This window comes from Halopseudomonas salina, assembly GCF_014637955.1.
In the GTDB taxonomy this organism is placed as follows: domain Bacteria; phylum Pseudomonadota; class Gammaproteobacteria; order Pseudomonadales; family Pseudomonadaceae; genus Halopseudomonas; species Halopseudomonas salina.
Map to the genome: position 1 here is coordinate 108,967 of NZ_BMFF01000001.1, position 22,217 is coordinate 131,183.

At 58.8% G+C, this 22,217-nt stretch carries 20 protein-coding genes; 13 read left to right on the forward strand and 7 right to left on the reverse strand.

Features of this window, described 5'->3' with window-relative positions; all coding sequences use genetic code 11:
- Nucleotides 1-44: 44 nt before the first annotated feature.
- The 4 genes from cysM to mazG are packed head-to-tail and all read left to right on the forward strand — an operon-like array spanning nucleotide 45 to nucleotide 5,431.
- The gene (cysM, locus tag IEV54_RS00545; protein WP_150277772.1) at nucleotides 45-947 is read left to right on the forward strand and encodes a cysteine synthase CysM; all 903 of its coding nucleotides are present in this window, start codon (nucleotides 45-47) and stop codon (nucleotides 945-947) included.
- Nucleotides 944-2,317 (forward strand): 23S rRNA (uracil(1939)-C(5))-methyltransferase RlmD, encoded by a 1,374-nt coding sequence (gene rlmD, locus IEV54_RS00550; RefSeq protein WP_150277771.1) that lies wholly within the window; start codon nucleotides 944-946, stop codon nucleotides 2,315-2,317. The genes cysM and rlmD overlap by 4 nt, the downstream gene beginning before the upstream one ends.
- Nucleotides 2,318-2,366: 49 nt before the next feature.
- On the forward strand, nucleotides 2,367-4,616 hold the full coding sequence (gene relA, locus IEV54_RS00555) for a GTP diphosphokinase (RefSeq protein ID WP_150277770.1): 2,250 nt from the start codon (nucleotides 2,367-2,369) through the stop codon (nucleotides 4,614-4,616).
- Complete coding sequence (gene mazG, locus IEV54_RS00560; protein WP_223825444.1) at nucleotides 4,613-5,431, forward strand: nucleoside triphosphate pyrophosphohydrolase; 819 nt, start codon at nucleotides 4,613-4,615, stop codon at nucleotides 5,429-5,431. The genes relA and mazG overlap by 4 nt, the downstream gene beginning before the upstream one ends.
- A 6-nt stretch (nucleotides 5,432-5,437) precedes the next feature.
- On the opposite strand, the gene IEV54_RS00565 is transcribed toward mazG, so the two are convergent.
- The gene (locus IEV54_RS00565; protein WP_150277769.1) at nucleotides 5,438-5,779 is read right to left on the reverse strand and encodes a pilin assembly protein; all 342 of its coding nucleotides are present in this window, start codon (nucleotides 5,777-5,779) and stop codon (nucleotides 5,438-5,440) included.
- Nucleotides 5,780-5,975: 196 nt separating this feature from the next.
- On the opposite strand from IEV54_RS00565, the gene ppc reads away from it, so the two are divergent.
- From ppc to IEV54_RS00590, 5 genes are all read left to right on the forward strand, one after another.
- The gene (gene ppc, locus IEV54_RS00570; protein ID WP_150277768.1) at nucleotides 5,976-8,615 is read left to right on the forward strand and encodes a phosphoenolpyruvate carboxylase; all 2,640 of its coding nucleotides are present in this window, start codon (nucleotides 5,976-5,978) and stop codon (nucleotides 8,613-8,615) included.
- A gap of 197 nt (nucleotides 8,616-8,812) precedes the next feature.
- Entirely contained in the window at nucleotides 8,813-9,460 is a 648-nt protein-coding gene (gene adk, locus IEV54_RS00575; RefSeq protein ID WP_150277767.1) for an adenylate kinase, read from the forward strand.
- A gap of 102 nt (nucleotides 9,461-9,562) precedes the next feature.
- On the forward strand, nucleotides 9,563-10,237 hold the full coding sequence (gene tsaB / locus IEV54_RS00580) for a tRNA (adenosine(37)-N6)-threonylcarbamoyltransferase complex dimerization subunit type 1 TsaB (protein WP_150277766.1): 675 nt from the start codon (nucleotides 9,563-9,565) through the stop codon (nucleotides 10,235-10,237).
- A 58-nt stretch (nucleotides 10,238-10,295) separates the two neighbouring features.
- The gene (locus IEV54_RS00585) at nucleotides 10,296-10,610 is read left to right on the forward strand and encodes a hypothetical protein (RefSeq protein WP_150277765.1); all 315 of its coding nucleotides are present in this window, start codon (nucleotides 10,296-10,298) and stop codon (nucleotides 10,608-10,610) included.
- A 36-nt stretch (nucleotides 10,611-10,646) separates the two neighbouring features.
- Complete coding sequence (locus IEV54_RS00590; RefSeq protein ID WP_223825462.1) at nucleotides 10,647-11,435, forward strand: class I SAM-dependent methyltransferase; 789 nt, start codon at nucleotides 10,647-10,649, stop codon at nucleotides 11,433-11,435.
- Here the strand turns inward: IEV54_RS00590 and plsB are convergent.
- Complete coding sequence (gene plsB / locus IEV54_RS00595) at nucleotides 11,432-13,939, reverse strand: glycerol-3-phosphate 1-O-acyltransferase PlsB (RefSeq protein ID WP_150277764.1); 2,508 nt, start codon at nucleotides 13,937-13,939, stop codon at nucleotides 11,432-11,434. The two genes, IEV54_RS00590 and plsB, sit on opposite strands and share 4 nt — an antisense overlap.
- A 357-nt stretch (nucleotides 13,940-14,296) precedes the next feature.
- Between plsB and IEV54_RS00600 the strand changes: the two genes are divergently transcribed.
- Genes IEV54_RS00600 through IEV54_RS00615 form a run of 4 tightly spaced genes read left to right on the forward strand, consistent with a single transcriptional unit; the run spans nucleotide 14,297 to nucleotide 18,816 of the window.
- Nucleotides 14,297-15,226, forward strand: coding sequence for an ABC transporter ATP-binding protein (locus IEV54_RS00600; RefSeq protein ID WP_150277763.1), 930 nt, complete (start codon nucleotides 14,297-14,299; stop codon nucleotides 15,224-15,226).
- On the forward strand, nucleotides 15,223-15,957 hold the full coding sequence (locus IEV54_RS00605) for an ABC transporter permease (RefSeq protein ID WP_150277762.1): 735 nt from the start codon (nucleotides 15,223-15,225) through the stop codon (nucleotides 15,955-15,957). The genes IEV54_RS00600 and IEV54_RS00605 overlap by 4 nt, the downstream gene beginning before the upstream one ends.
- An 18-nt stretch (nucleotides 15,958-15,975) precedes the next feature.
- Nucleotides 15,976-17,820 carry a GldG family protein gene (locus IEV54_RS00610; RefSeq protein WP_150277761.1) on the forward strand — a complete coding sequence of 615 codons (1,845 nt, stop codon included), beginning with the start codon at nucleotides 15,976-15,978 and terminating at the stop codon, nucleotides 17,818-17,820.
- 12 nt (nucleotides 17,821-17,832) lie between these two features.
- Nucleotides 17,833-18,816 carry a DUF4340 domain-containing protein gene (locus IEV54_RS00615; RefSeq protein ID WP_150277760.1) on the forward strand — a complete coding sequence of 328 codons (984 nt, stop codon included), beginning with the start codon at nucleotides 17,833-17,835 and terminating at the stop codon, nucleotides 18,814-18,816.
- 90 nt (nucleotides 18,817-18,906) lie between these two features.
- Here IEV54_RS00615 and trxC read toward each other — a convergent pair whose 3' ends face one another.
- Genes trxC through dapE form a run of 5 tightly spaced genes read right to left on the reverse strand, consistent with a single transcriptional unit; the run spans nucleotide 18,907 to nucleotide 22,199 of the window.
- Nucleotides 18,907-19,341 carry a thioredoxin TrxC gene (gene trxC / locus IEV54_RS00620; protein ID WP_150277759.1) on the reverse strand — a complete coding sequence of 145 codons (435 nt, stop codon included), beginning with the start codon at nucleotides 19,339-19,341 and terminating at the stop codon, nucleotides 18,907-18,909.
- A 54-nt stretch (nucleotides 19,342-19,395) separates the two neighbouring features.
- The gene (locus tag IEV54_RS00625; RefSeq protein ID WP_150277758.1) at nucleotides 19,396-19,854 is read right to left on the reverse strand and encodes an ion channel; all 459 of its coding nucleotides are present in this window, start codon (nucleotides 19,852-19,854) and stop codon (nucleotides 19,396-19,398) included.
- A gap of 7 nt (nucleotides 19,855-19,861) precedes the next feature.
- Nucleotides 19,862-20,248: a hypothetical protein gene (locus tag IEV54_RS00630; RefSeq protein ID WP_150277757.1), complete on the reverse strand. Its 387-nt coding sequence runs from the start codon at nucleotides 20,246-20,248 to the stop codon at nucleotides 19,862-19,864.
- An 11-nt stretch (nucleotides 20,249-20,259) separates the two neighbouring features.
- Complete coding sequence (locus IEV54_RS00635) at nucleotides 20,260-21,063, reverse strand: putative RNA methyltransferase (RefSeq protein ID WP_150277756.1); 804 nt, start codon at nucleotides 21,061-21,063, stop codon at nucleotides 20,260-20,262.
- Nucleotides 21,063-22,199: a succinyl-diaminopimelate desuccinylase gene (dapE, locus tag IEV54_RS00640; protein WP_150277755.1), complete on the reverse strand. Its 1,137-nt coding sequence runs from the start codon at nucleotides 22,197-22,199 to the stop codon at nucleotides 21,063-21,065. Before dapE ends, IEV54_RS00635 begins: the two co-directional genes overlap by 1 nt.
- Between the last annotated feature and the right edge of the window lie 18 nt (nucleotides 22,200-22,217).

A 22,217-nucleotide genomic window follows, 5' to 3' on the forward strand; every position in this document is an offset into this window, starting at 1 on the left:
CAGCACCGGGTGCTACTCCGGGCCATGGCAACGAAAGGTGCAAGATGACCACTGATTATCCTACCGTCGCTGATTTTGTCGGCAACACGCCGCTGGTGCGTCTGCAGCGCATTCCCGGTGACACCAGCAATACCATACTGGCCAAGCTCGAAGGCAACAATCCCGCGGGGTCAGTCAAGGATCGGCCGGCGCTTTCGATGATCGAACAGGCCGAGCTGCGGGGTGAAATCAGCCCCGGTGATACCCTGATCGAGGCCACCTCGGGCAACACAGGTATTGCTCTGGCCATGGTGGCGGCAATCAAGGGTTACCGGATGGTGCTGATCATGCCGGATAACATGAGCTCTGAACGCAAGGCGGCAATGAGCGCCTATGGTGCGGAGCTGATTCTGGTCAGCCGCGAAGCGAGCATGGAAGGTGCCCGCGACCTTGCCATGCAGATGCAGAGTGAGGGCAAAGGAAAGGTGCTGGATCAGTTCGGTAATGCTGACAATGCCGAGGCGCACTACCGCAGTACGGGCCCGGAAATCTGGCGTGATACCCATGGAACCATTACCCACTTCGTCAGCTCCATGGGTACCACCGGCACCATCATGGGCACCTCGCGTTATCTCAAGGAGCAGAATCAGGCTATTCAAATCGTCGGTCTGCAACCTGTCGAGGGCGCATCTATTCCAGGTATTCGCCGCTGGCCCGAGGCATACATGCCGGGTATCTTCGATGCGCAGCGGGTAGACCGGATAATCGATATGGCTCAGCAGGATGCCGAGATCATGATGCGCCGACTTGCCCGCGAAGAGGGTATTTTCTGCGGTGTATCCTCTGGAGGCTCGGTGGCGGCTGCCATGCAGTTGTCGCGCGAGGTCGAGAATGCGGTGATTGTGGCCATTATCTGTGACCGCGGTGATCGGTATTTGTCCACCGGAGTGTATGACCCTAAATCATGAAAGCTTTCCGCGGTAAGGCCCGCAAGACCGCTGACGCGCCTGCGGCCATAGGTCAGCGCATTGAGGTCGAACTTGAGCGGCTCAGTCACGATGGGCGAGGGATTGGACGCTGGCAAGGTCGAACGGTGTTTGTTGATGGTGGTCTTCCTGGCGAACGGGTCATCGGCCGTGTCCTCAAGGCTCGCAGCAAGCTGATCGAGACGCGCGTGGACAGCATTTTGCAGGCCAGCTCCGAGCGCGTCACACCGGCGTGCCGGCACGCTGATCTATGTGGCGGGTGTAGCTTGCAGCACATGCCTCACACGATGCAGCTGCAGGTCAAACAACAGGCGTTGGTCCAGCAATTGCAGCACTTTGCAGGTGTAGAACCGGAACAGTGGATGCCTCCGTTGCTGGGGCCTGCCTACGGTTATCGTCAGCGCTCGCGGTTGGCCGTGCGCTGGGATCGCAGGCAGGCGCGGCTTGAGGTTGGCTACCGTCAGCGCTTCAGCAGTGACCTGGTCGAAGTGCAGGAGTGCCCGATTCTGGTGCCGAAGCTTGAGTCGCTGGTGCAGGCGCTGGGTCCTGTGCTTCGGGATCTGGAGGGTGCAGCTGCCCTTGGCCACGTGGAGTTGATCGCGGCCCAGGTGCCGCTCATCGTCATTCGGCATATGCAGCCCTTGCCATCAGCTGACCTCGACCGTCTGCGCAAGCTCGCGCTGGATCATGGTGCCGAGTGCTGGACGCAGCCAGGAGATGGTCAATCGCTGCACTGTATCAGTGGTGCAGGCACCCAGGCAGCGTATTTGCTGGCCGACCAGGGCTTGCGGCTGGAGTTTGCGCCGGGCGATTTCATCCAGGTGAATGCGGCAGTCAATCAGCAGATGGTTAACCAGGCATTGCAGTGGCTTGCACCTCAGGAAGGCGAGCGTATTCTGGATCTCTTTTGCGGGGTTGGTAATTTCAGCCTGCCGTTGGCTCTGGCTGGGGCCCGGGTAACCGGGATTGAAGGCGATGGCCAGATGGTGGCTCGGGCACAAACTAATGCTGTAAATAATGGGCTGAACTCGCTGCACTTTTTACCGGCGGACCTGTCCAAGCTGCTCGATAGTAAATGCTTCGCTGACGGCTGCGATGCCGCTTTACTGGATCCGCCCCGAGATGGTGCCGAATTGCTGGTACGAACGCTGGCCGACATGAAGGTCGGTAGGATTCTCTACGTATCCTGCAACCCGGCTACCCTGGCGCGCGACGCGGGGATTTTGGCAGCTAAGGGATACCGGCTCACCAAGGTGGGGGTGATGGACATGTTTGCTCAGACCGCGCATGTCGAGGCAATGGCACTGTTTGTACGCGGTACGGCTGCAGGTTCTGCTCGAAAAGCTCAATAGAGTGAAGAAAATTGTCTAAGAATCCGCATGAAATCAGGGATCTGTCCTAATGGTACAGGTCAGGGCGCAATACCCCACTAACGGCGATGGCAGCGTCGATATTGCCGCGTGGATCGATCGCATCAATCAACGCGTGACATTGTCCTCCCCGCAGATCCTGCGCGAGGCTTGCGAATGGGCCTTGCAGCTCGAGCAGGAGGCGATCGCGGAAGAGAATATCTGGGCTGAAGGCGCCAGCAGTTATACCACTGGCCTGGAAATGGCGGAAATTCTCGCCGAGCTCAAGCTCGATCAGGATTCGCTGGTGGCAGCGGTCATCTATCGCGCGGTACGTGAACGCAAGACAGATCTGCCTGCTGTCGAACGCCGGCTTGGCCTCGCGGTGGCGAGCCTCGTCGACGGTGTTCAGCGGATGGCGGCCATCAGCGTTTCACAAAACCCTGCCAAGGCAGCTGCATTCAGCTCCCAGTCCCAGGTCGAAAATCTGCGCAAGATGCTGGTGACCATGGTCGACGATGTGCGGGTTGCGCTCATCAAGCTGGCTGAGCGTACCTGCGCCATACGTGCGGTCAAGGATGCGCCCGAGGAAAAGCGTTATCGGGTTGCCCGCGAGGTATTTGATATATATGCGCCATTGGCTCACCGCCTGGGAATCGGTCATATCAAATGGGAGCTCGAAGATCTCTCTTTCCGTTATATCGAACCCCTTCAGTACAAGCAGATCGCAGCGTTGCTCGACGAGAGGCGGCTGGACCGGCAGGAATATATCGATGAAGTGATGGGCCAGTTGCGCCAGCAGCTTGAAGAGGCCGGCATCCAGGCCGAGATTACCGGGCGCGCAAAACATATCTATTCAATCTGGCGCAAGATGCGCCGCAAGAATATCGACTTCAGTCAGGTCTACGACGTACGTGCAGTACGGGTGCTGGTTCCGTTGGTACGCGACTGCTATACCTCTCTGGGGATTGTGCACAGTCTCTGGCGGCATATTCCCAACGAGTTTGATGATTACATAGCCAATCCCAAGGAAAACGGCTACCGCTCGCTGCATACTGCGGTTGTCGGTCCCGGCGGAAAGGTGCTGGAAGTACAGATCCGTACCCAGGGTATGCATGAGGAGGCCGAACTGGGCGTCTGCGCCCACTGGCGCTATAAAGGCACCGATGCCGGCAGTACGTCTTCCAATGCATACGAGGACAAGATTGCCTGGTTACGTCAGGTGCTCGAGTGGCATGAAGAGATGGGCGATATCGGCGGGCTGGCTGACCAGTTGCGTGTGGATTTCGAGCCGGACCGCATCTACCTGTTTACCCCTGACGGTCACGTACTCGATGTTCCCAAGGGCGCCACACCGCTGGACTTCGCCTACCGCGTACATACCGAAATAGGTCACAGTTGTCGCGGGGCAAAGGTTAACGGCCGTATTGTACCGCTAAGCTACATCCTGCAAACCGGTGAACAGGTGGAAATCATTACCGGTAAGCAGAGCGGCCCGAGTCGCGACTGGCTTAATCCGAACCTGGGATATGTCAACACCTCCCGCGCGCGGGCCAAGGTCCAGCACTGGTTCAAGCAGCAGGCGCGGGAACAGAACGTGCAGGCAGGCAAGTTGATGCTCGACCGTGAGCTAACGCGGCTTGCGCTCAATGGCGCAGACTATGCGCAGTTGATAGACAAGCTGGGTATCCGCAGCCAGGACGATCTTTTTGCTGCGGTTGGATCCGGCGATATTCGACTCATGCACGTGGTCAATGTTGCCCAGCAACTGATCGAACCGGATACTCGCAGTGAGCAGCTGGAGCTGATTCCCAGGCGCCCGACCAAGCCCGGTCGCCGCAGCGATGTCTTCATTCAGGGCGTCGGCAACTTGCTGACTCAGCTTGCAGGTTGTTGCCAGCCCGTGCCCGGCGACCCGATCATCGGATACATTACTCTCGGCCGCGGGGTGACGGTGCACCGCGCAGACTGTGCAACCGCCATGCAGTTGCAGGATAGGGACTCTGACCGGCTCATAGAAGTCAGCTGGGGTAGCGAGCGGGTGCAGACCTATCCGGTGGAAATCTACATCAAGGCCTATGATCGCTCCGGCCTTCTGCGCGACGTGTCGCAGATGCTGGCCAACGACAAGATCAATGTGCTCGAGGTCAGTACCCGCACCAACAAGGATGACAACTACGCAGCCATGTTACTGACGGTGGAGGTGCCTAACATAAACATGTTGGGCAGGCTGCTGGCGCGGATCAGTCAGCTGCCGAATATCATCGAGGCGCGGCGCAATCGCAAGGAGAGCCAGGTGTGAGCTACCAGATAGATGATCTGCTGTATTTGATGCAGCGCCTGCGTGATCCCTTGCATGGTTGCCCATGGGATCTGGAGCAGGGCTTTGAAACTATTGTTGCGCATACCCTGGAAGAGGCCTACGAGGTCGCCGATGCCATCGCCGAGAAGGATTACCCGCAACTGGCCGGTGAGCTTGGCGACCTGCTTTTTCAGGTAGTCTATTACGCGCAGTTGGGGCGGGAGGAGAGTCTTTTTGATTGGGAGCAGGTTGTTGATGGCATCACCCGCAAGCTGATCAGACGCCACCCCCATGTCTTTCCCGATGGCAATCTGCGTACCCCGGCTGGGGCCCTCAAGCTGGAGGCGGACCAGGTCAGCCAGCGTTGGGAGGAGATCAAGGCGCTGGAGCGCGCCGAACGAGCAGAGCGCCCGCAACAGCTCTCGTTACTCGATGATGTACCCAGAGCGCTGCCGGCGCTAAGCCGAGCGCAGAAACTGCAAAAACGCGCTTCCCGTGCGGGGTTCGACTGGGGGCAAGCTGCGCCGGTGCTTGAAAAAATTGCCGAGGAGCTGGATGAAGTGCGTGAAGCGCTGGCCCAGGGGGATCATCAGGCTGTCGCCGGGGAGATGGGTGATCTGCTGTTTGCTGTGGTCAACCTGGCGCGGCACCTGAAGGTTGATGCCGAGACAGCACTGCGTCAGGGAAATGAGAAGTTCGAGCGTCGATTCCGCTTCATCGAAAACCGCCTGGTCAGCCAGGGTTTGAACCTGGCTGACACGGACCTGGAGAGCCTGGATAAGCTATGGGATGAAGCCAAGCTACAAGGGCTCTGAGCCAGTTCAGGCAGGCTGATTCTGTTTGCCCTGCAGATTATGCAGGTGCTTCTTGCTCAATTCGAGAAACCGTGGCGTCATGCCGGCATCGGCGTAGATCGGATCCCCCATCTCGTCGCTGGCCACTACCTCGTCACCCGGCTTGTAGGGCAAGCTGGCTTCCAGCTCCTCCAGTGCACAGGACAACAGGTCGGTAATCAGCTCCTCGACATGGCGTCTGGGATACATCTCCTGAAGCGCAGCGAGGCGCGCCGCGTCCTCCAGAGGCAACTGTACCTGATAAGTCGTGTGTGTCATCGCCCCTTTGGCACTACGTTCCCACTCTTGGGTCAGCTCACGGATCTTCATGTTTTCTCCCAACTAGTTCTGCTTGTGTTCACTTTTGACGATAATTCCAGCATAGCCCAAGGGCCTGTTTCTGCACGCAGAGTGCTTCCTGTCGGGGGCGTATTTCAGCGCTGCGTGCCTCAGAAAAACGCGCCTCTTGTCAGGCAGGCCCCTACGCCAGCATGCTGTCGTATATTAGGACAACAGGAGACGGCAAATGACTGAGATAGATGCGCGCTTGCGTGAAGATGTTCATGAGTTGGGCGAATTGCTCGGGCAGACTATCAAGGCGCAACTGGGCGAGTCTTTTCTGCAGCGTATCGAACGTATCCGTCTGGGCGCCAAACAGGGTCGCAGTACAGACAAGGCTGCCCATGAGGCGTTGCTGGCAGCGCTGCACGATTTGCCTGACGATCAACTGTTGCCTGTTTGTCGGGCCTTCAATCAGTTTCTCAATCTGGCCAATATTGCCGAGCAGTACCACCGCAACAGACGCCAGCGTCCTGATGAGCCCGTGCGTTTCGAGCAGCGTTGCGTCAGTGACCTGCTCAAGCGGTTAAAGGAAACAGGAATGGACGGCGTCACTGTGCGCCGGCATGTCGAATCACTGGATATCGAGCTGGTGCTGACTGCGCATCCCACCGAGGTGACGCGCCGTACCCTGATACAGAAGTACGATGCCATTGCGCTGGCCCTGGGCCGTCGTGATCATGATGATCTCAGTAGTTCAGAGCAGGCGAGCGTGCGCTCCGATCTGGCCCGGCTGATCAGTGAAGCCTGGCATACCGATGAGATTCGACGTAGCCGCCCGACGCCGGTAGATGAAGCCAAATGGGGTTTTGCGGTTATAGAGCATTCCCTCTGGTCTGCGATCCCTACCTTTCTGCGGCAGCTGGACGAGGAGGTGCGGGCGGCTACCGGTGCGTCCCTGGCTCCCCGCACAGCTCCTGTGCGCATGGGATCCTGGATGGGTGGCGACCGCGATGGCAACCCCAATGTTACTGCACGGGTAACCCGGGAGGTGCTGCTGCTCGGTCGCTGGATGGCGGCCGATCTGTACCTGCGCGATGTCGAAAGCCTGGGCAACCAGTTATCCATGCAGGCAGCCAGCAAGCGGGTGCTGGATCAGACAGGGCTGGTCGATGAGCCCTATCGCGCGCTGCTCAAGCGTTTGCGTGAACGGTTGCAAGCGACCCGGGACTGGGCCGAGGCTGCGCTGGAAAGTGATCTGCCGCCCGATGAAGCTGTATTGGGCAGCCTCGATGAATTGCGCCAGCCCCTGGAGGATTGCCATACCTCTTTATTGGAGCAGGGCATGGAGCTGATTGCCAACGGTCCACTGCTGGATACCCTGCGCCGGGTCAATGCCTTTGGCCTGGGTCTGGTACGGCTGGACATCCGTCAGGATGCCGGGCGGCACGCGGACGTACTGGCCGAGTTGACCGATTACCTGGAGCTGGGTCGCTACAGCGACTGGAGTGAAGAGCAGCGCTGCGAGTTCCTGATCAGAGAGCTGAGCAATCGCCGACCGCTGTTGCCACCGGGCTGGAAGCCATCTGATGAGGTAGCCGAGGTACTCGATACCTGCCGTATCATAGCCAGTCAGCCCGCCGAATTGCTGGGCTCGTACGTGATATCCATGGCTTCCAGCCCCTCGGACGTACTGGCAGTCAAACTACTCCTGAAGGAAACCGGCGTCAGTTGGCCAATGCGCGTCGTGCCCCTATTTGAAACCCTGGCAGACCTGGACAATGCAGCGCCTGCCATAGACCGGCTGCTTTCTCTGCAGGGCTACCGAAACATTGCCGGGGATGAGCAGGAGGTGATGATCGGCTATTCGGATTCGGCCAAGGACGCCGGGACCCTGGCTGCCGGATGGGCGCAATACCGGGCGCAGGAAGCACTGGTGGCGGTTGCTGCGCAGCACAGGGTGCGACTGAGGCTTTTCCATGGCCGCGGTGGTACCGTTGGTCGCGGGGGCGCGCCTGCCCACATGGCAATCCTGTCGCAACCTCCTGGCTCGGTGAATGGCCAGTTTCGGGTGACCGAGCAGGGGGAGATGATCCGCTTCAAGTTCGGGCTGCCGGCAATTGCTGTGCAAAGCCTGCAGCTTTATACCAGCGCGGTGCTTGAGGCCAGTCTGCTACCACCTCCAGCTCCTGAACCCCAGTGGCGTGAGATGATGCAGAGCCTGGCCGATCGTTCTGTGACGGTCTACCGCGGCGTGGTGCGAGACGAGCCACAGTTCGTGGAATATTTCCGCCAGGCAACGCCCGAGCAGGAGCTGGCGCGATTACCGCTGGGCAGCCGACCAGCCAAACGCAAGACGCAGGGCGGCATCGAGAGTCTGCGGGCAATCCCCTGGATCTTTGCCTGGACACAGACCCGTTTGATGCTTCCGGCATGGTTGGGTGCAGGCCAGGCGTTGATGGAAGCCATGGATGCGGGCGAGGCGGATCAGCTGCGGATCATGATGGACCGTTGGCCGTTTTTTCGGGCGCGAATCGAGATGTTGGAGATGGTGCTGTCCAAGGCAGATGCCAGTATTTCCCGGTTCTATGAAGAACGCCTTGCGAGTCCTGACCTCTGGCCTCTGGGTGCGAAACTGCGCGCGGCGTTGCAGCAGGCGACCGAAGCGGTACTGACGCTGCGTCAGACCGAGCAGCTGCTGGCCCACAATCCGGCCTTGCTGGAATCAGTCGCGGTGCGCAATCCATACACCGACCCGCTGCATATACTGCAGGCCGAGCTGATGGGCCGGACCCGGTCCCAGGGCCAGAATATCGATCCAGATCTTGAGCGGGCCCTTCTGGTAACGGTTGCCGGAATCGCTGCCGGTATGCGCAATACCGGCTGAGGGGCCCGCAGGCCGGGGTGCCCATCGAGACCATGGTCTGGCTTGTGCATGCGGGGTTGTAAGTGTATGTTGAACGCCCTTTTCGCATGCCGTGGGCTGCGATGAATTAGATGCGTCGGCGCAATTGCGGGCGTTTGCCAGTGGTTGGCGTTTTGCCAGCCGCGGCCCGGTTTCAGTCAGATTAGGAGAGTTTGAATATGCGAGTCATCCTGTTGGGAGCGCCTGGCGCCGGCAAGGGCACCCAGGCCCAGTTCATCTGCAAGCAGTTCGAGATACCCCAGATTTCCACGGGCGACATGCTGCGTGCAGCGGTCAAGGCCGGTACCGAGCTGGGCAAGCAGGTGAAGGAAGTTATGGAAAGCGGGCGCCTGGTGTCCGATGACCTGATTATTGGTCTGATCCAGGAGCGGATCGTCCAGGAAGATTGCCGTAACGGTTTTCTGCTCGATGGTTTTCCTCGCACTATCCCTCAGGCCGAGGCGCTGGTTGAAGCTGGAGTCAATATTGACCATGTGCTCGAAATAGCAGTTGACGATGAAGAAATCGTCGAGCGCCTGTCTGGTCGTCGTGTGCATCCTGCCTCCGGTCGCATCTATCACATCAAGCATCAGGCACCGAAGGTCGAAGGCAAGGATGATCTGACTGGCGAAGACCTGGTTCAGCGTGAAGATGATGTGGAAGCCACAGTGCGCAATCGCCTGCAAATCTACCATGAGCAGACCCAGCCCCTGGTTGCTTTCTACCAGAAGGTGGCCGATGCACAGGGTACGCCCAAGTGCACTCGCGTAGTGGGTGTGGGCAGCGTCGAGACCATTACCCAGCAAGTCATGAACGCACTGAAGTGATGTTTTAAGGTCGCCTGGCCACGGGCGACCGGCAATATGGACTATTGGCTGCTTGCGGGCAGCCACTGATTTCCTATGAGCCCCTCATTGAAACCGACCGCTATGAACACACTGCTTGCTCTCGATACTGCAACCGAGGCGTGCTCGGCTGCGTTGCTGCATCAAGGCCGGGTGCTTCACCGCTTCGAAGTCATACCGCGCATGCATGCGGTGCGCCTGCTGCCGATGATCGAGGAGCTGCTGGACGAAGCCGGCATTAAAATGCGCGATATCGACGCACTGGTTTTTGGGCGGGGCCCGGGGGCCTTCACCGGCGTGCGTATAGCAACCGGCATGGTTCAGGGCCTGGCTTTCGCGCTTAACAAACCCGTTATAGACATATCCAATCTGGCCGCACTCGCCCAACGCGCTGCTCGCGAGCACCAGGCCGAGAATGTGTGTGCCGCCATTGATGCGCGTATGGATGAAGTCTACTGGGGCTGCTATCAATTGCGTGCGGGAGTGATGCATTTGGTGGGAGAGGAGTGTGTCAGTGCACCGGAAAAGGTGACCCTGGCAAGGGGTATGGGGCTCCCCGAGGGCGCCGGGACCGGTTGGCAATATGCCGAACGCCTGGGAGTCCGGGTGGAACGGAGCTGGCCACAGATGCTTCCCGATGCGCGGGATCTGTTGACGCTCGCTGCTCCGCGCTGGGCGTCGGGTGACGTGCTGGACGCTGCGGATGCACAGCCGGTTTACCTGCGTGACAAGGTGGCGACACCACGTTCCGTCGGCTGATTTTGCCTTTTCTTTGTAGGCAGGATAATCTCTACTTTGTATCCCATGGAGTCATTTCATGCGTCTGGATGGTTATATCCCATTCACTGCGCTTCCCGAGCGCAGCTCTCGCCCTGTGGTCCCTCCGGCCAACAGCGAGCCTGCGCGCGCGGGTCAGACAGCCCAGGCTGCTCCCGTCGAGCCTTCTCGGGCCCTGGCAACTCGATCGGTCAATCCGTCGTCTGCCAATGCCGAGTATATCCCTGCCCGCCGCGAGAGCCTGGAGCCGGTCTACGGTCGTACGAATCAGGCCATGGCCAGCTATCAGTCCACTGCCAGCATGCCTGTCGGTGACGATTCCGATGGCATCTTTGGTATCGATCTGTTTGCCTGATCCCTCAGGCTTCAACCCAGGCTTCCCGATGTGAATATTCCAGCAACCGCACATCTCGTTGGGGTGACTTTTTTGCGCCCCGAATTCGAGTCCAGGGCGTCCGCACTGGCAGCCTCCCTGGCACTACCGTTACTGGACCCCGCCACCGATGACGCATTCCTGTTACTTCAGGTAGGGGAGGCCGGATTGAGTTTGCAGGCGACAGGAGCCAACGCACCAGGCTCGGTGCGAGTTGATTTTGTCGAAGGCGCACTTGCCCATCGGCGTCAGTTTGGCGGTGGAACCGGGCAAATGGTGGCCAGGGCCGCAGGGTTGCGGGGTTCGCTCAGGCCCAGCGTGCTCGATGCCACCGCTGGACTGGGGAGGGATGCCTTTGTGCTGGCCGCTCTGGGTTGCCAGGTAACCATGATCGAGCGGCAACCTATTATTGCTGCGCTGCTGGCTGACGGCTTGCTGCGCGCCAGGCAGGCGGGTGGCGAGGTCGCCGAGATTGCCGGTCGTATGGAGTTGGTTCAGGCCGATGCCATCACTGTGATGAATGCATGGGACGGTGCAGTGCCGCAGGTGATTCATCTGGATCCGATGTTCCCCCATCGCGACAAATCCGCGCTGGTCAAAAAGGAAATGCGAGTCTTTCGCCCGTTGGCAGGCGATGATCTGGATGCGCCGGCGTTGCTCGAGGCGGCCCTGGCGCTGGCCAGCCACAGGGTCGCGGTCAAGCGACCACGCAAAGCCCCGGCCATCAGTGGTCGGGTGCCCAGCGCAGAACTTAGCGGTCAGTCCAGCCGTTACGATATCTACGGTATACAGAAACTCGGTAATTAGGTGTCTGCCTCCATGGGCGACGCAGGCGCAGGCGCCGGCTTGGACGCGCGCGCCACCTGCCTGATCGACAGTCTGATTTCCGCACTGAGTACTCGCTTTGCCGTGTTCTCAGCTATGTCTTCCATGTCCGGCGAATAACTCAGCCGTCCTTCGACGTCCTGGCTCAACACCTGCTTTTCATTGAGGCGCTGAATAAACTGGCGGAACAGGGTCTTGTCGAAGAACTCCGGCGCATTCAGACCGTGCAGTATTGACAGCCGTTGCGCCATGACCGAACAGAGCGCTTCAAGCTCTTCAGCTGTCAGGCTACCGTTGGGATTGCTGAATAGCAGTGCAGATGCCATGTAGAAGCGTTCAAGCGTTTGCAGAATGCTGCGCGCGAGCAGGGTCAGCAGCACAAACTCCCCGGAGCTGGTTTCCGGCCGGGAAATCTGGCCCGCACTGTCGTGCAGTAACTCTTCAGCGACCAGACCATCTATCCAGGTCCCGATCACCGCGGGTAGTTCCTCCGCGCGCCATTGCAGAAAAAGCTCACCCTGCAGGTAGGGGTAGATGGCTGTCACCAGACGAATGATCTGTTCACGACTCATCCGGGCGTTATTCAGAAACAGACAGGCAATCAGGGCCGGCAACGCGACCAGATGCAGAACGTTGTTACGGTAGTACGTCATCAACACTGCCTGGGGTTCATCCAGGTAGAGAATTTCGCCGAGTGCATCGGATTGACGACCTATCATGCCCATGCTTTCCACATAGCGGATCAGTTGGGCTCCATCCATGTCCGGCAAGGTCACGCTGCTGCTGTATGGAACACGGCGAAGCAGTGTGTTGTAGCTCTCCAGTACCCGTATGAGTGCGGGCTCATCCAGTGCCAGGCGCCTGGTGGAAAGCATCGAAAGCGCGATCAGATTGACCGGATTGACATCGCACGCGGCGTTGATTGCGCTGGCCAGGGTTCGGGCCAGGCGGTCAGTGACGTCCGGCAGCCAGGCAGGGCGGTAGTCCGGCTCGTAGCTTTGTTGACGCCAGCCCGGCTGTTCCCTGCCGAGAAAACTGTTAAGCGCTACTGGCTCGCCGAAGTTGACCGCAACTCGACCGAAGCGCAGTTTCAGCGCGGATACAACCCTGAACAGATCAAAAAAGGATTCCTTCTTTTTTTCCTGGCCCCGTAGCTCGCCCAGATAGGTACGACCCTCAAGAACTCGTTCATAGCCGATGTAGACAGGCACAAAGACAATCGGGCGGCGGGAGGAGCGCAGGTAGCTGCGCAGAGTGATCGACAGTAGTCCTGCTTTCGGATTGAGCGTGCGCCCAGTGCGAGAGCGCCCGCCCTCTATAAAGTACTCGGTCGGAAAGCCGCGGCTGAACAGCGTGTGCATATATTCGTTGAAAACAGCGGTATACAGCTGGTTACCTCGAAAGCTGCGGCGCATGAAGAAGGCGCCTCCGCGTCTCAGAATATTCCCGACTACAGGCATATCCAGATTGATTCCGGCGGCAATATGCGGAGGCGTCAGATTGTTCTGGAAAAGCACATACGAAAGCAGGAGGTAGTCGATATGGCTGCGGTGGCAAGGTACGTAGATGATCTCGTTGCCCGGCGCTATGTCCTGGACTCTTGCCACATGGTTTATGCGAGTGCCGTCATAGAGTTTGTTCCAGAACCAGGAGAGCACAACCTCGAGAAAACGGATAATACTGTAGGTAAAGTCCGAGGCGATCTCGTTGGCATAGCGCGCAGCTTCGCGATGAGCCTTGGCGGGGTCGATTTCCCGCTCCTGCGCTTCCCGTTGTATTGCCTGTCTGACCTGGGGCGATTGCAGCAGACCCTTGAGAAGTGTGCGCCGATTAAAGAGGTCCGGCCCGACTACCGCACCCCGTTGTTGGCGAAAGTGCACACGCAACAAACGGTTGACGCGACGCAGGTTGCGCTCACGGCCCAGATCCTGTTGCACCAGTTCCTGCAATGACAGACTCCGCCCGAAATGCACACGAATCTTGCGGCCATGCAGCACTATGGCCAGCAACTTGCGCAGCCTCCCGGCCATTGTCCAGTTATAGGCAAACAGCAGTTTCAGTGGTGAGGACTCGACATCCGGTGATTGGCCCCAGAAAACGCTTACCGGTACCAGTTGTACCTCCTTGCAGTACCGGTCCTGGACTGCATCCAGGGTCCTGAGCAGGCGTGGCGATTGCTTTCGCGGATCAGGGCGACCTACCCAGGCCTTGGCGTGACTGAGGAAAACATGCGACTCGCGCTCATCGAGACCGCCATGGGGAGCCCGGACCGGGCGCGGCAGGCCCGCCTTGATACATTCGCGGTCCAGCACCATGAGGTCTGACAACGAACGGTATGGCAATACGTAGACAATTGGCTGATCTTGATCCAGATGCAGGCTGAAACTGCTGTTGCCGATGCTGTCCGAGCGTGCCCATATATATAACAGCCGCCGCAACAAACCGAAGCGCAAACGACCGAAGAAGGAAGAATAGACAGCTGACATGGAGTTTCCTGAATGGGATGGTATTCGCAGTCCCTGCGCACAAGACCTTTGACGCGGATTCTAGCCTGTTTGTGGGCAGGTTTCAGCCGCGCAAGCGGAGGGCCTGGATCAATACAGTTGCAGCCCTTGAAATATACCCGGCGGGTTCATATAGTCCATGCCTTGAGCGCTGATTCATTCCTTGCTGCTAGCCGGTAGAGCGGGAACGCTGCCTCGGCGTATCGACTCCATTGGTGTCTGATCGTCCTTGCCCGTCCAATGCCTGCCCCGCTTTGACACCAATCAATGTATCCTTGCGCACTGCATTGTCCGCCTGTTTGCGGCGCATCTGTTTTTTTGGGGATAACGGAAGAGGCCATGATAAAGATAAACAGCCTGACCAAACGCTTTGGCGACCATGTTGCCGTGGATAATTTGTCCTTTGACGTCAGTCCGGGGGAAGTACTGGGGTTTCTGGGGCCAAACGGTGCCGGAAAATCGACCACGATGAAAATGCTCACCGGATTTCTTACCCCCGATGGCGGCTCAGCCTCCGTTGGCGGATTTGATATCCAGACCCAGACCCTGCAAGCCCAGCAACAGATGGGATATTTGCCGGAAGGTGCGCCCTGTTACGGTGATATGCGGGTAAAACGCTTCCTTGAGTTCATTGCCGAGGTGCGTGGTTTCAGCGGTGCGGAAAAGCACAAACGCGTAGCCTGGGCGGCCGAGCAACTGGAGCTGGGTGCAGTAATGAGCCAGAGCATCGAGACGCTGTCCAAGGGTTTCAAGCGTCGCGTAGGCCTGGCCCAGGCGATTCTGCATGACCCCAGCATCCTGATTCTTGACGAGCCCACCGACGGTCTGGACCCGAACCAGAAGTATCAGGTACGCAAGCTGATCAAGCAGCTCGCCGAAGGCAGCAACAAGATCGTGGTGATCTCCACACACATTCTGGAAGAAGTCAGCGCGGTCTGTACCCGAGCCGTGGTGATTGCCCATGGTCGCCTGTTGGCCGATGGTACGCCGGAGCAGCTTGAGGCCCGTTCGCGCTATCACCAGGCTGTTACTGTTGCTCTGGAGCAACCGGTGGACAGTCAGCCGTTGCTGGGCTTGCCCGGTGTGCAGGAAATCGAAGTGCGTCCAGACGGACACCTGCTGACCGTTATTGCCAAGCCTGGCGAGGTGATTTTCCCCGTAGTGGGTCAATATGCCCAGGATCATGCCTGGCCGGTGCGTGAGCTGTCGGTCGAGCGCGGCCGGCTGGACGAAGTCTTCCGTCGTCTGACTGCGGAGGAAGCAGCATGAAAAATCTTGGAGTGATCTTCAAACGCGAGCTGGGCAGCTATTTTGCCACCCCGCTGGCTTATATCTTTATCGTGATCTTTCTGGTGCTGGCTGCGGTCTTCACCTTCTATCTCGGTGGTTTTTACGAGAGTGGCCAGGCTGATCTGAACGCGTTCTTCAACTTCCACCCCTGGCTTTACCTGTTTCTGGTGCCGGCAGTGGCCATGCGGCTCTGGGCTGAGGAGCGTAAATCCGGCACTATCGAATTGCTGATGACCTTGCCGGTTTCGCGTACCGACATGGTCCTGGGCAAGTTCCTCGCGGCCTGGGTGTTCATCGGCCTGGCGCTGCTGCTGACCTTTCCGATCATCATTACCGTCAACTACCTGGGCTCGCCTGACAACGGTGCGATCTTCACTGGCTACCTGGGTAGCTGGCTGCTGGCAGGCGGCTATCTGGCCATCGGCTCGTGCATGTCGGCGCTGACCAAGAACCAGGTGATCGCCTTTATCGTCAGTGTTGTTGCCTGCTTTATCTTTATCGTCAGCGGATTCTCCCTGTGGCTCGATCTGTTCAGCGGATGGGCACCACAGTGGTTGCTTGATGCTATCGCCTCACTCAGCTTCCTGATTCGTTTCGATGCCATCAGCAAGGGCGTTCTGGATCTGCGTGACCTGTTGTATTTCATTTCGCTGATGGCTGTGTGGTTGCTGGCTACCGCGATTGTCATCGACCTGAAAAAGGCCGATTGAGGCGAAGGAGACATAATAATGAAACGTTTGATGTATTCAGGCACCGGCCTGCTGGTCCTGCTGTTGGCCTTTGTCGCCTTCAACATGGCCTCCAATACGCTGCTCCCGGGCGCGCGTATCGATCTGACCGAACAGAAGCTGTACACCATTTCCGATGGTACCCGTGAAATCCTGACCGGACTCGAGGAGCCAGTTACCCTGTATTTCTTCTTTTCCGACAGCGCGAGCAAGGACATGGTTGTGCTGCGCAACTATGCGCGCCGTGTAGAAGAGCTGCTGCAGGAATATGAGCGTGTCGCGGGGGATAAGATCGATCTGCAGATCATTGATCCGCAACCCTTCTCTGAGGCCGAGGACCGCGCCGCCGAATTCGGTCTGCAGGCTATACCTTTGCCGCAGAGCGGAGAGAAGCTGTACTTCGGCCTGGCGGGTAGTAATACCCTTGGCGAGCGAGAGGTCATTCCTTTCTTTGCACTGGAGCAGGAAGGTTTGCTCGAGTACGAACTGAGCCGCCTGATCAACAGCCTGGCGCAGCCTGAAAAGGCCCAGGTAGGTCTGATCAGCGGCTTGCCCCTGAGCGGCGGTATGAATCCTATGACCGGTCAACCCGCGGCGCCCTGGGTGGTATTCGAACAGATACGCCAGTTGTTCGAGGTCAATAACCTTCAACATGATATTACCGAGGTGCCCGCCGATATCGACGTTCTGATGCTCGTGCATCCCAAGGCGCTTACAGAACAGGCACTGAACGCGGTTGATCAGTTTGTTCTGCGCGGTGGCAAGTTGCTGGCTTTCATCGATCCGCTCGCTGAAGCCGATCAGAGTCAGGAAGCGATGATGGATGCGATGGCCGACGGCAAGTCGTCGGATCTGTCGCCATTGTTGAGCAATTGGGGCGTGTCTTTCGATGCTGAAAAGGTCGTGCTGGATGCCCGGCTGGGTATGTCAGTGGGGCGTGGTCAGGGGCAATTGCCCGCTCGCCACATCGGCTGGCTCGAAATCGAGCAGGCCCAGATCAACCAGGATGACACCGTTACTGCGCCGCTAAGCCTGCTGACAGTCGCCACCGCTGGCGCGCTGGCGCCGATCGAGGGCGCGCAGACGCAGTTCACACCGCTGTTTTCCAGCACCGCCAACAGCGCACTGATCGCCAGCAGTGCCTTTACCGGGATGCAGGATCCGGAAGTATTGCTCGATGGTTTCCAGCCGGATCAGGACACCTACCACCTTGCTGCCCGTCTCCAGGGGCCGGCAGTCAGTGCCTATCCTGAGGGATTCGATGGTAGCAAGCCGGCAATCCAGTCAGCTGAAAACATCAATGTGATGGTCATTGCGGACACCGATCTTTTGACTGACCGCATGTGGGTTCAGGTGCAGGATTTCTTCGGTGAGCGGGTGCCGCAGCCCTGGGCTGACAATGGCGGGTTGGTAATTAACGCGCTCGACAATCTGTCTGGCTCCGAGGCGCTGATCAGCGTGCGCTCGCGTGGCGATTCCACTCGTCCGTTTACCGTTGTAGAGAATCTGCAAAGGGCCGCAGAGCGCCGTTACCGCGCCAGCGAACAGCGTCTGCAGCAGCAGCTGGCCGAGACTGAGCAGCGGCTGGCAGAATTGCAGCAGGGCCAGGATCCTTCGCAGATGGTGGAAATGAGTGCCGAACAGCAGGATGCCGTGCAACGGTTCCTGGATGAGAAGCTGGCAATTCGCAAGCAATTGCGTGATGTACGTTTTCAGCTCAATGCCGATATCGAGCAGTTGGGTACCTGGTTGAAGGTGATCAACATAGCGCTGGTGCCGGCCCTGCTCACCCTGGGCATTCTGCTCTGGTGGCTCATTCGCCGCTTGCGTCGCAAGTCGGCTTAAGGAGTCTCTGGTATGAAGATCAAATTTGTTGCGATTCTGGCGGTGATAACCGTGCTGTTGGTTGTTGTCGCCCTGCAGCGCCAGGCTGACGATCGCGTCGAAGACCTGCAGAGCCGATCCTTGCTGTCTGAGGGGCAGCTGAACGCGCTTGGCGAGCTGGACGCTATCAGCCTGAGTCGCGGCGCAGATCAGGTTGTATTGGAGCGCGTGGAGGGCGCCTGGGGTGTCGTCAGTCGGGATGGATTTCCTGCTCAGCCGGAACGTGTCGCTGCGCTCCTGCACGCGGTGCGTGGTGCGCGGGTGACCGAGAAGCAAACCGCTGACCCGCAATATCATGCACGCCTTGGCCTGGCTTCAGAGGCGCCCGAGGCGCCGCCCCTCAGGTTGCAGCTGAATGCCGGCGCAGACCAGACGGCCCTATTGTTCGGCAACCCTGTGGGCAGTGGTCAATTGGTCCGTTTTGCAGATGAGGACCAGGTGTGGTTGATCAATCGGCCCTTTGGCATGACATTGAATCCCCAGCAATGGCTGGACCTCAAGGTCGTGCGCATTCCGATGGAATCGGCGGCCACGGCACGCTGGGAACATGCAGATGGCGAGGTCCTGGAACTTGAGAAAGGCAAGGAAGGTGATTACAACTTCCATCTGGCAGGCCTGGATCTGGCAGAGCAGCAGGGGAGCGAGCGGTGGATCAACAGCATGGTTCTCGCTTTGACTGGTCTCAACGCCCAGGATGTGGCGCTGCGTGGCACACTGGAGCTCGAAGCACCTGTATTGCGGATGCAGGTGAGCACCTGGCAGGGGGCCGAAATCGCGGCCAGCCTCTACGACATTGCGGGGCGCTACTGGCTGACCATAGATGATTTTGAACAACCAGAGGATAGCAACCTAGACGTGAATGCTGATAATCGCTGGGCGTTCCAGCTGGGCGTTGCCCAGGTCGAGGACCTGCTCAAACGTCGTTCCGATATCATTCGTGGTGAAACGTCCGAGTAACTGCAACGCTTCCCAAGCAACTGTGACTGCGAAAAAACAAGCCCGCCGCGATTCATATCCGGCGGGCTTGTGCATTTCTGGTCGCTGGGTTCAGCCCAGTTGTTGGTTGACCCACTGGATGAATTGCCCGGGTGGCATGGCACCAGCAACCCGGGCCAGCTCTTTTCCGCCGCGCATGATCAATAAGGTTGGAATACTGCGGATGCCGAAGCGTGACGCCAGTGCTTGCTGCTCTTCGGTGTTGACCTTGGCCAGACGAACCCGTGGCTCAAGTTCGCCGGCTGCCTTGGCGAATGTAGGTGCAAACTGACGGCAGGGGCCACACCATGGGGCCCAGAAATCGACTACCAATGGCAGATCAGAGCCGGCGTGCGAGTTGAAGCTGCCAGAGTCCAGGTCCACAGGCTCACCCATGAAGAGGGCCGCTTTGCAGACTCCGCAACGGGGTGACTCGTCGAGTCTGGCTGCCTCAATTCGGTTTTTGCGGTGGCAATGGGGACAGGCAACGATCATCAGCTGCGACATGGCATGTTCCTCGAAAAAGGGTCTGACTCTGATATGGGGCCTTGGTGCCGGGATTCAACGGCTGTCACTATTTTCCAGATCCTGCCAATGCGTGCGAATTTCTACGAAGGTCAGAGACGCCGTCCAGGTCAGCAGCATGAATCCGACCAGCGATTCGGTGCCGAACAGGAAGCGAATGTGTCCGAGGGGAAAGATATCCCCGTAGCCCACTGTTGTGTAGCTGGCAGCCGAGAGGTAAACATAATCCAGAAATTGGATATGCGGGATCCCGCCAAGGGTGCCGGTGTAATCGAACAGCTTGATTATCACCCAGGCCCCTGCGCCAAATAGCCATATCTGGGCCACGTGGGAGCAGAACAGGCCACTGGTCAAGGTCATGATGCGGGCGCGGCGAGACAGCGACTTGCGGCTTTCAAGGACAAGTCGCAGGTAAAAAGATGCCTCGTAGTGGATCAGCATCGACAGCATGGCCAACGCCAGGGTGCCGCCAATCACGACTAGATGCTCCTGCATCACAGGGTCAGGCCTTGATTTGCCAGGTAAACTCCACCTCACCACTGGCGTTGATCTTGATCCAGCGATCGGCATCAGGATCGTCCTCTTCCTCCGACCAGCCACCCACTGAACAGCGGACTTCTTCCTGCAGCCCCAGATAAACCGCACGGGCGCAGTCCAGATCCGACTCCCAGGGTGTGTGTGCGCTGTCAAACCAGACGCTGGCCCATTTGCCGGCGGCCTTGCGCACTATCATCAGCGGAATCCGGTGTTCACCGCAGGTCAGGGTGCCGCGCCGTACAAGTTCGTTCCAGGGCTTGAGCTCGAGACTGCCGAGCTCCTGCCCCAGCCAGGTGGTCAGTGCATCCAGGTTTTCTTCACGTACGTAGATCTCAATATCGGGTTGGCGCACTTAGTGTCTCCTCAGGAGCGTTGCAGCAGGACCAGTCGCATGGCCACTTCCAGGCCGCCCAGGCCCTTCTCGATTACAGCCCGCTGACGCTCCGGACTGCTGCGAAAACCATGGGGCGTCATGCCAATCAGATTGGCCAGGTCGGCTGATGTCAGATCCAGAGCATAGCGCAGGGTCTGATCGTTGACGATTGCCAACCCCTCGGGCAGGGACTTTATCAGTTCTGGTGTGTGGTGCACGCTGTCATAGAGTGCGGTGCGCAGACTCAGCAGGTGATCGGCATGGGGGCCAACCAGCAGTACCTGGCCCCCGGGCTTGAGACAGCGCAGGCATTCATCCCAGGACCAGGGGCTGAAGACACAGAGGGCCGCATCCAGACTGGCATCGGGTACTGGCAGTCTGGCAGTAGAACCGACCAGCCACTGGATGTCGCGAGAACGGCGACAGGCCTTGATGATCGCATCCTTGCTTATATCCAGGCCGCCGATTGCGCAGCCGGCAATGGCCTGCTTGAGGCGCGCGGTGTAGTAGCCCTCACCGCAACCCATATCCAGCAGGGCGGCAGGATTACCAAGGGCAAGCAATTCATTGATTCGATCGCTCACCGGTTGGTAGTGGCCGGCATCCAGAAAAGCCTGCCGGTAGGCGAGCATGGTTGGCGTATCACCGGGCTGCCGGCTGTTCTTGTATTGCACCAGCAACAGGTTGAGATACCCCTGGCGTGCCTGGTCGTAACTGTGGTTGTTCGAGCATGACCAGCTCTTGTTGTCTGGTTGCAGGGCTTCTTGGCAAAGTGGACAGATTAGCGGGAGCATCAGGTTAGCAGCTGCTCCATGGTGGCCTGGTAAATCTCGGTAAGCGTATCCAGGTCGTTGGCACTGACGTGCTCGTTCAACTGGTGGATGGTTGCATTGATCGGTCCGAGCTCCACGACCTGGGTGCCCATTGTCGCGATAAAGCGTCCGTCGGAAGTTCCGCCGGTGGTGGAGGGTTGCGTCTCACGGCCGGTCACCTTCCGAATTGCCGCGCTGACGCCATCAAGCAGCGCGCCGGGCTCAGTCAGAAAGGGCAGGCCGGAAAGCGTCCAGTCCAGCTCATAGTCCAGCCCATGCTGGTCAAGCAAATCGCGTACACGTTGCTGAAGACCTTCAGCGGTGGACTCGGTGGAAAAACGGAAGTTGATTAGCGCAACCAGTTCGCCGGGGACGACGTTTGTCGCGCCGGTGCCCGCATTGATGTTGGATACCTGGAAGCTGGTCGGTGGAAAAAAGGCATTGCCAGCATCCCAGTTTTCCGCCGCCAGCGCCGCCAACGCAGGTGCTGCCAGATGAATCGGATTGCGTGCCAGATGCGGATAGGCTACGTGCCCCTGCTTGCCCTTGATGGTCAGCCGGGCATTGAGTGAGCCGCGGCGGCCATTTTTGACTACGTCGCCAACCAGCTCGGTGCTGGAGGGCTCACCGACAATGCACCAGTCGACCTTTTCGCCGCGCTCAACCAGGGTTTCCACGACTTTGACCGTGCCTTCAGTGGCCGGCCCTTCTTCGTCGCTGGTGATCAGAAAAGCGATGGAGCCCTTATGGTCTGGAGCGTCAGCAATAAAGCGTTCCACGGCAACAATCATTGCCGCCAGGCTGCCTTTCATGTCAGCTGCGCCGCGCCCGTGGAGCATGCCGTCGCGCACCACCGGCGAGAACGGCGGGTTATCCCAACGCTCTATGGGTCCGGTGGGTACCACGTCGGTGTGGCCGGCAAAGCACAGGACTGGGCCCTCGGTACCCCGACGGGCCCAAAGATTGTCTACCTCACCAAAACGCATGGACTCGAGTTTGAATCCGCATGCAGACAGGCGCTCGCCCATCAGCTGCTGGCAGCCAGCGTCATCGGGCGTGGTCGAGTTGCGGGCGATCAGATCGCAGGCGAGGGTCAGGGTCGGGGAGAGCTCGGTCATGGTGATTTCGCAGTGGCT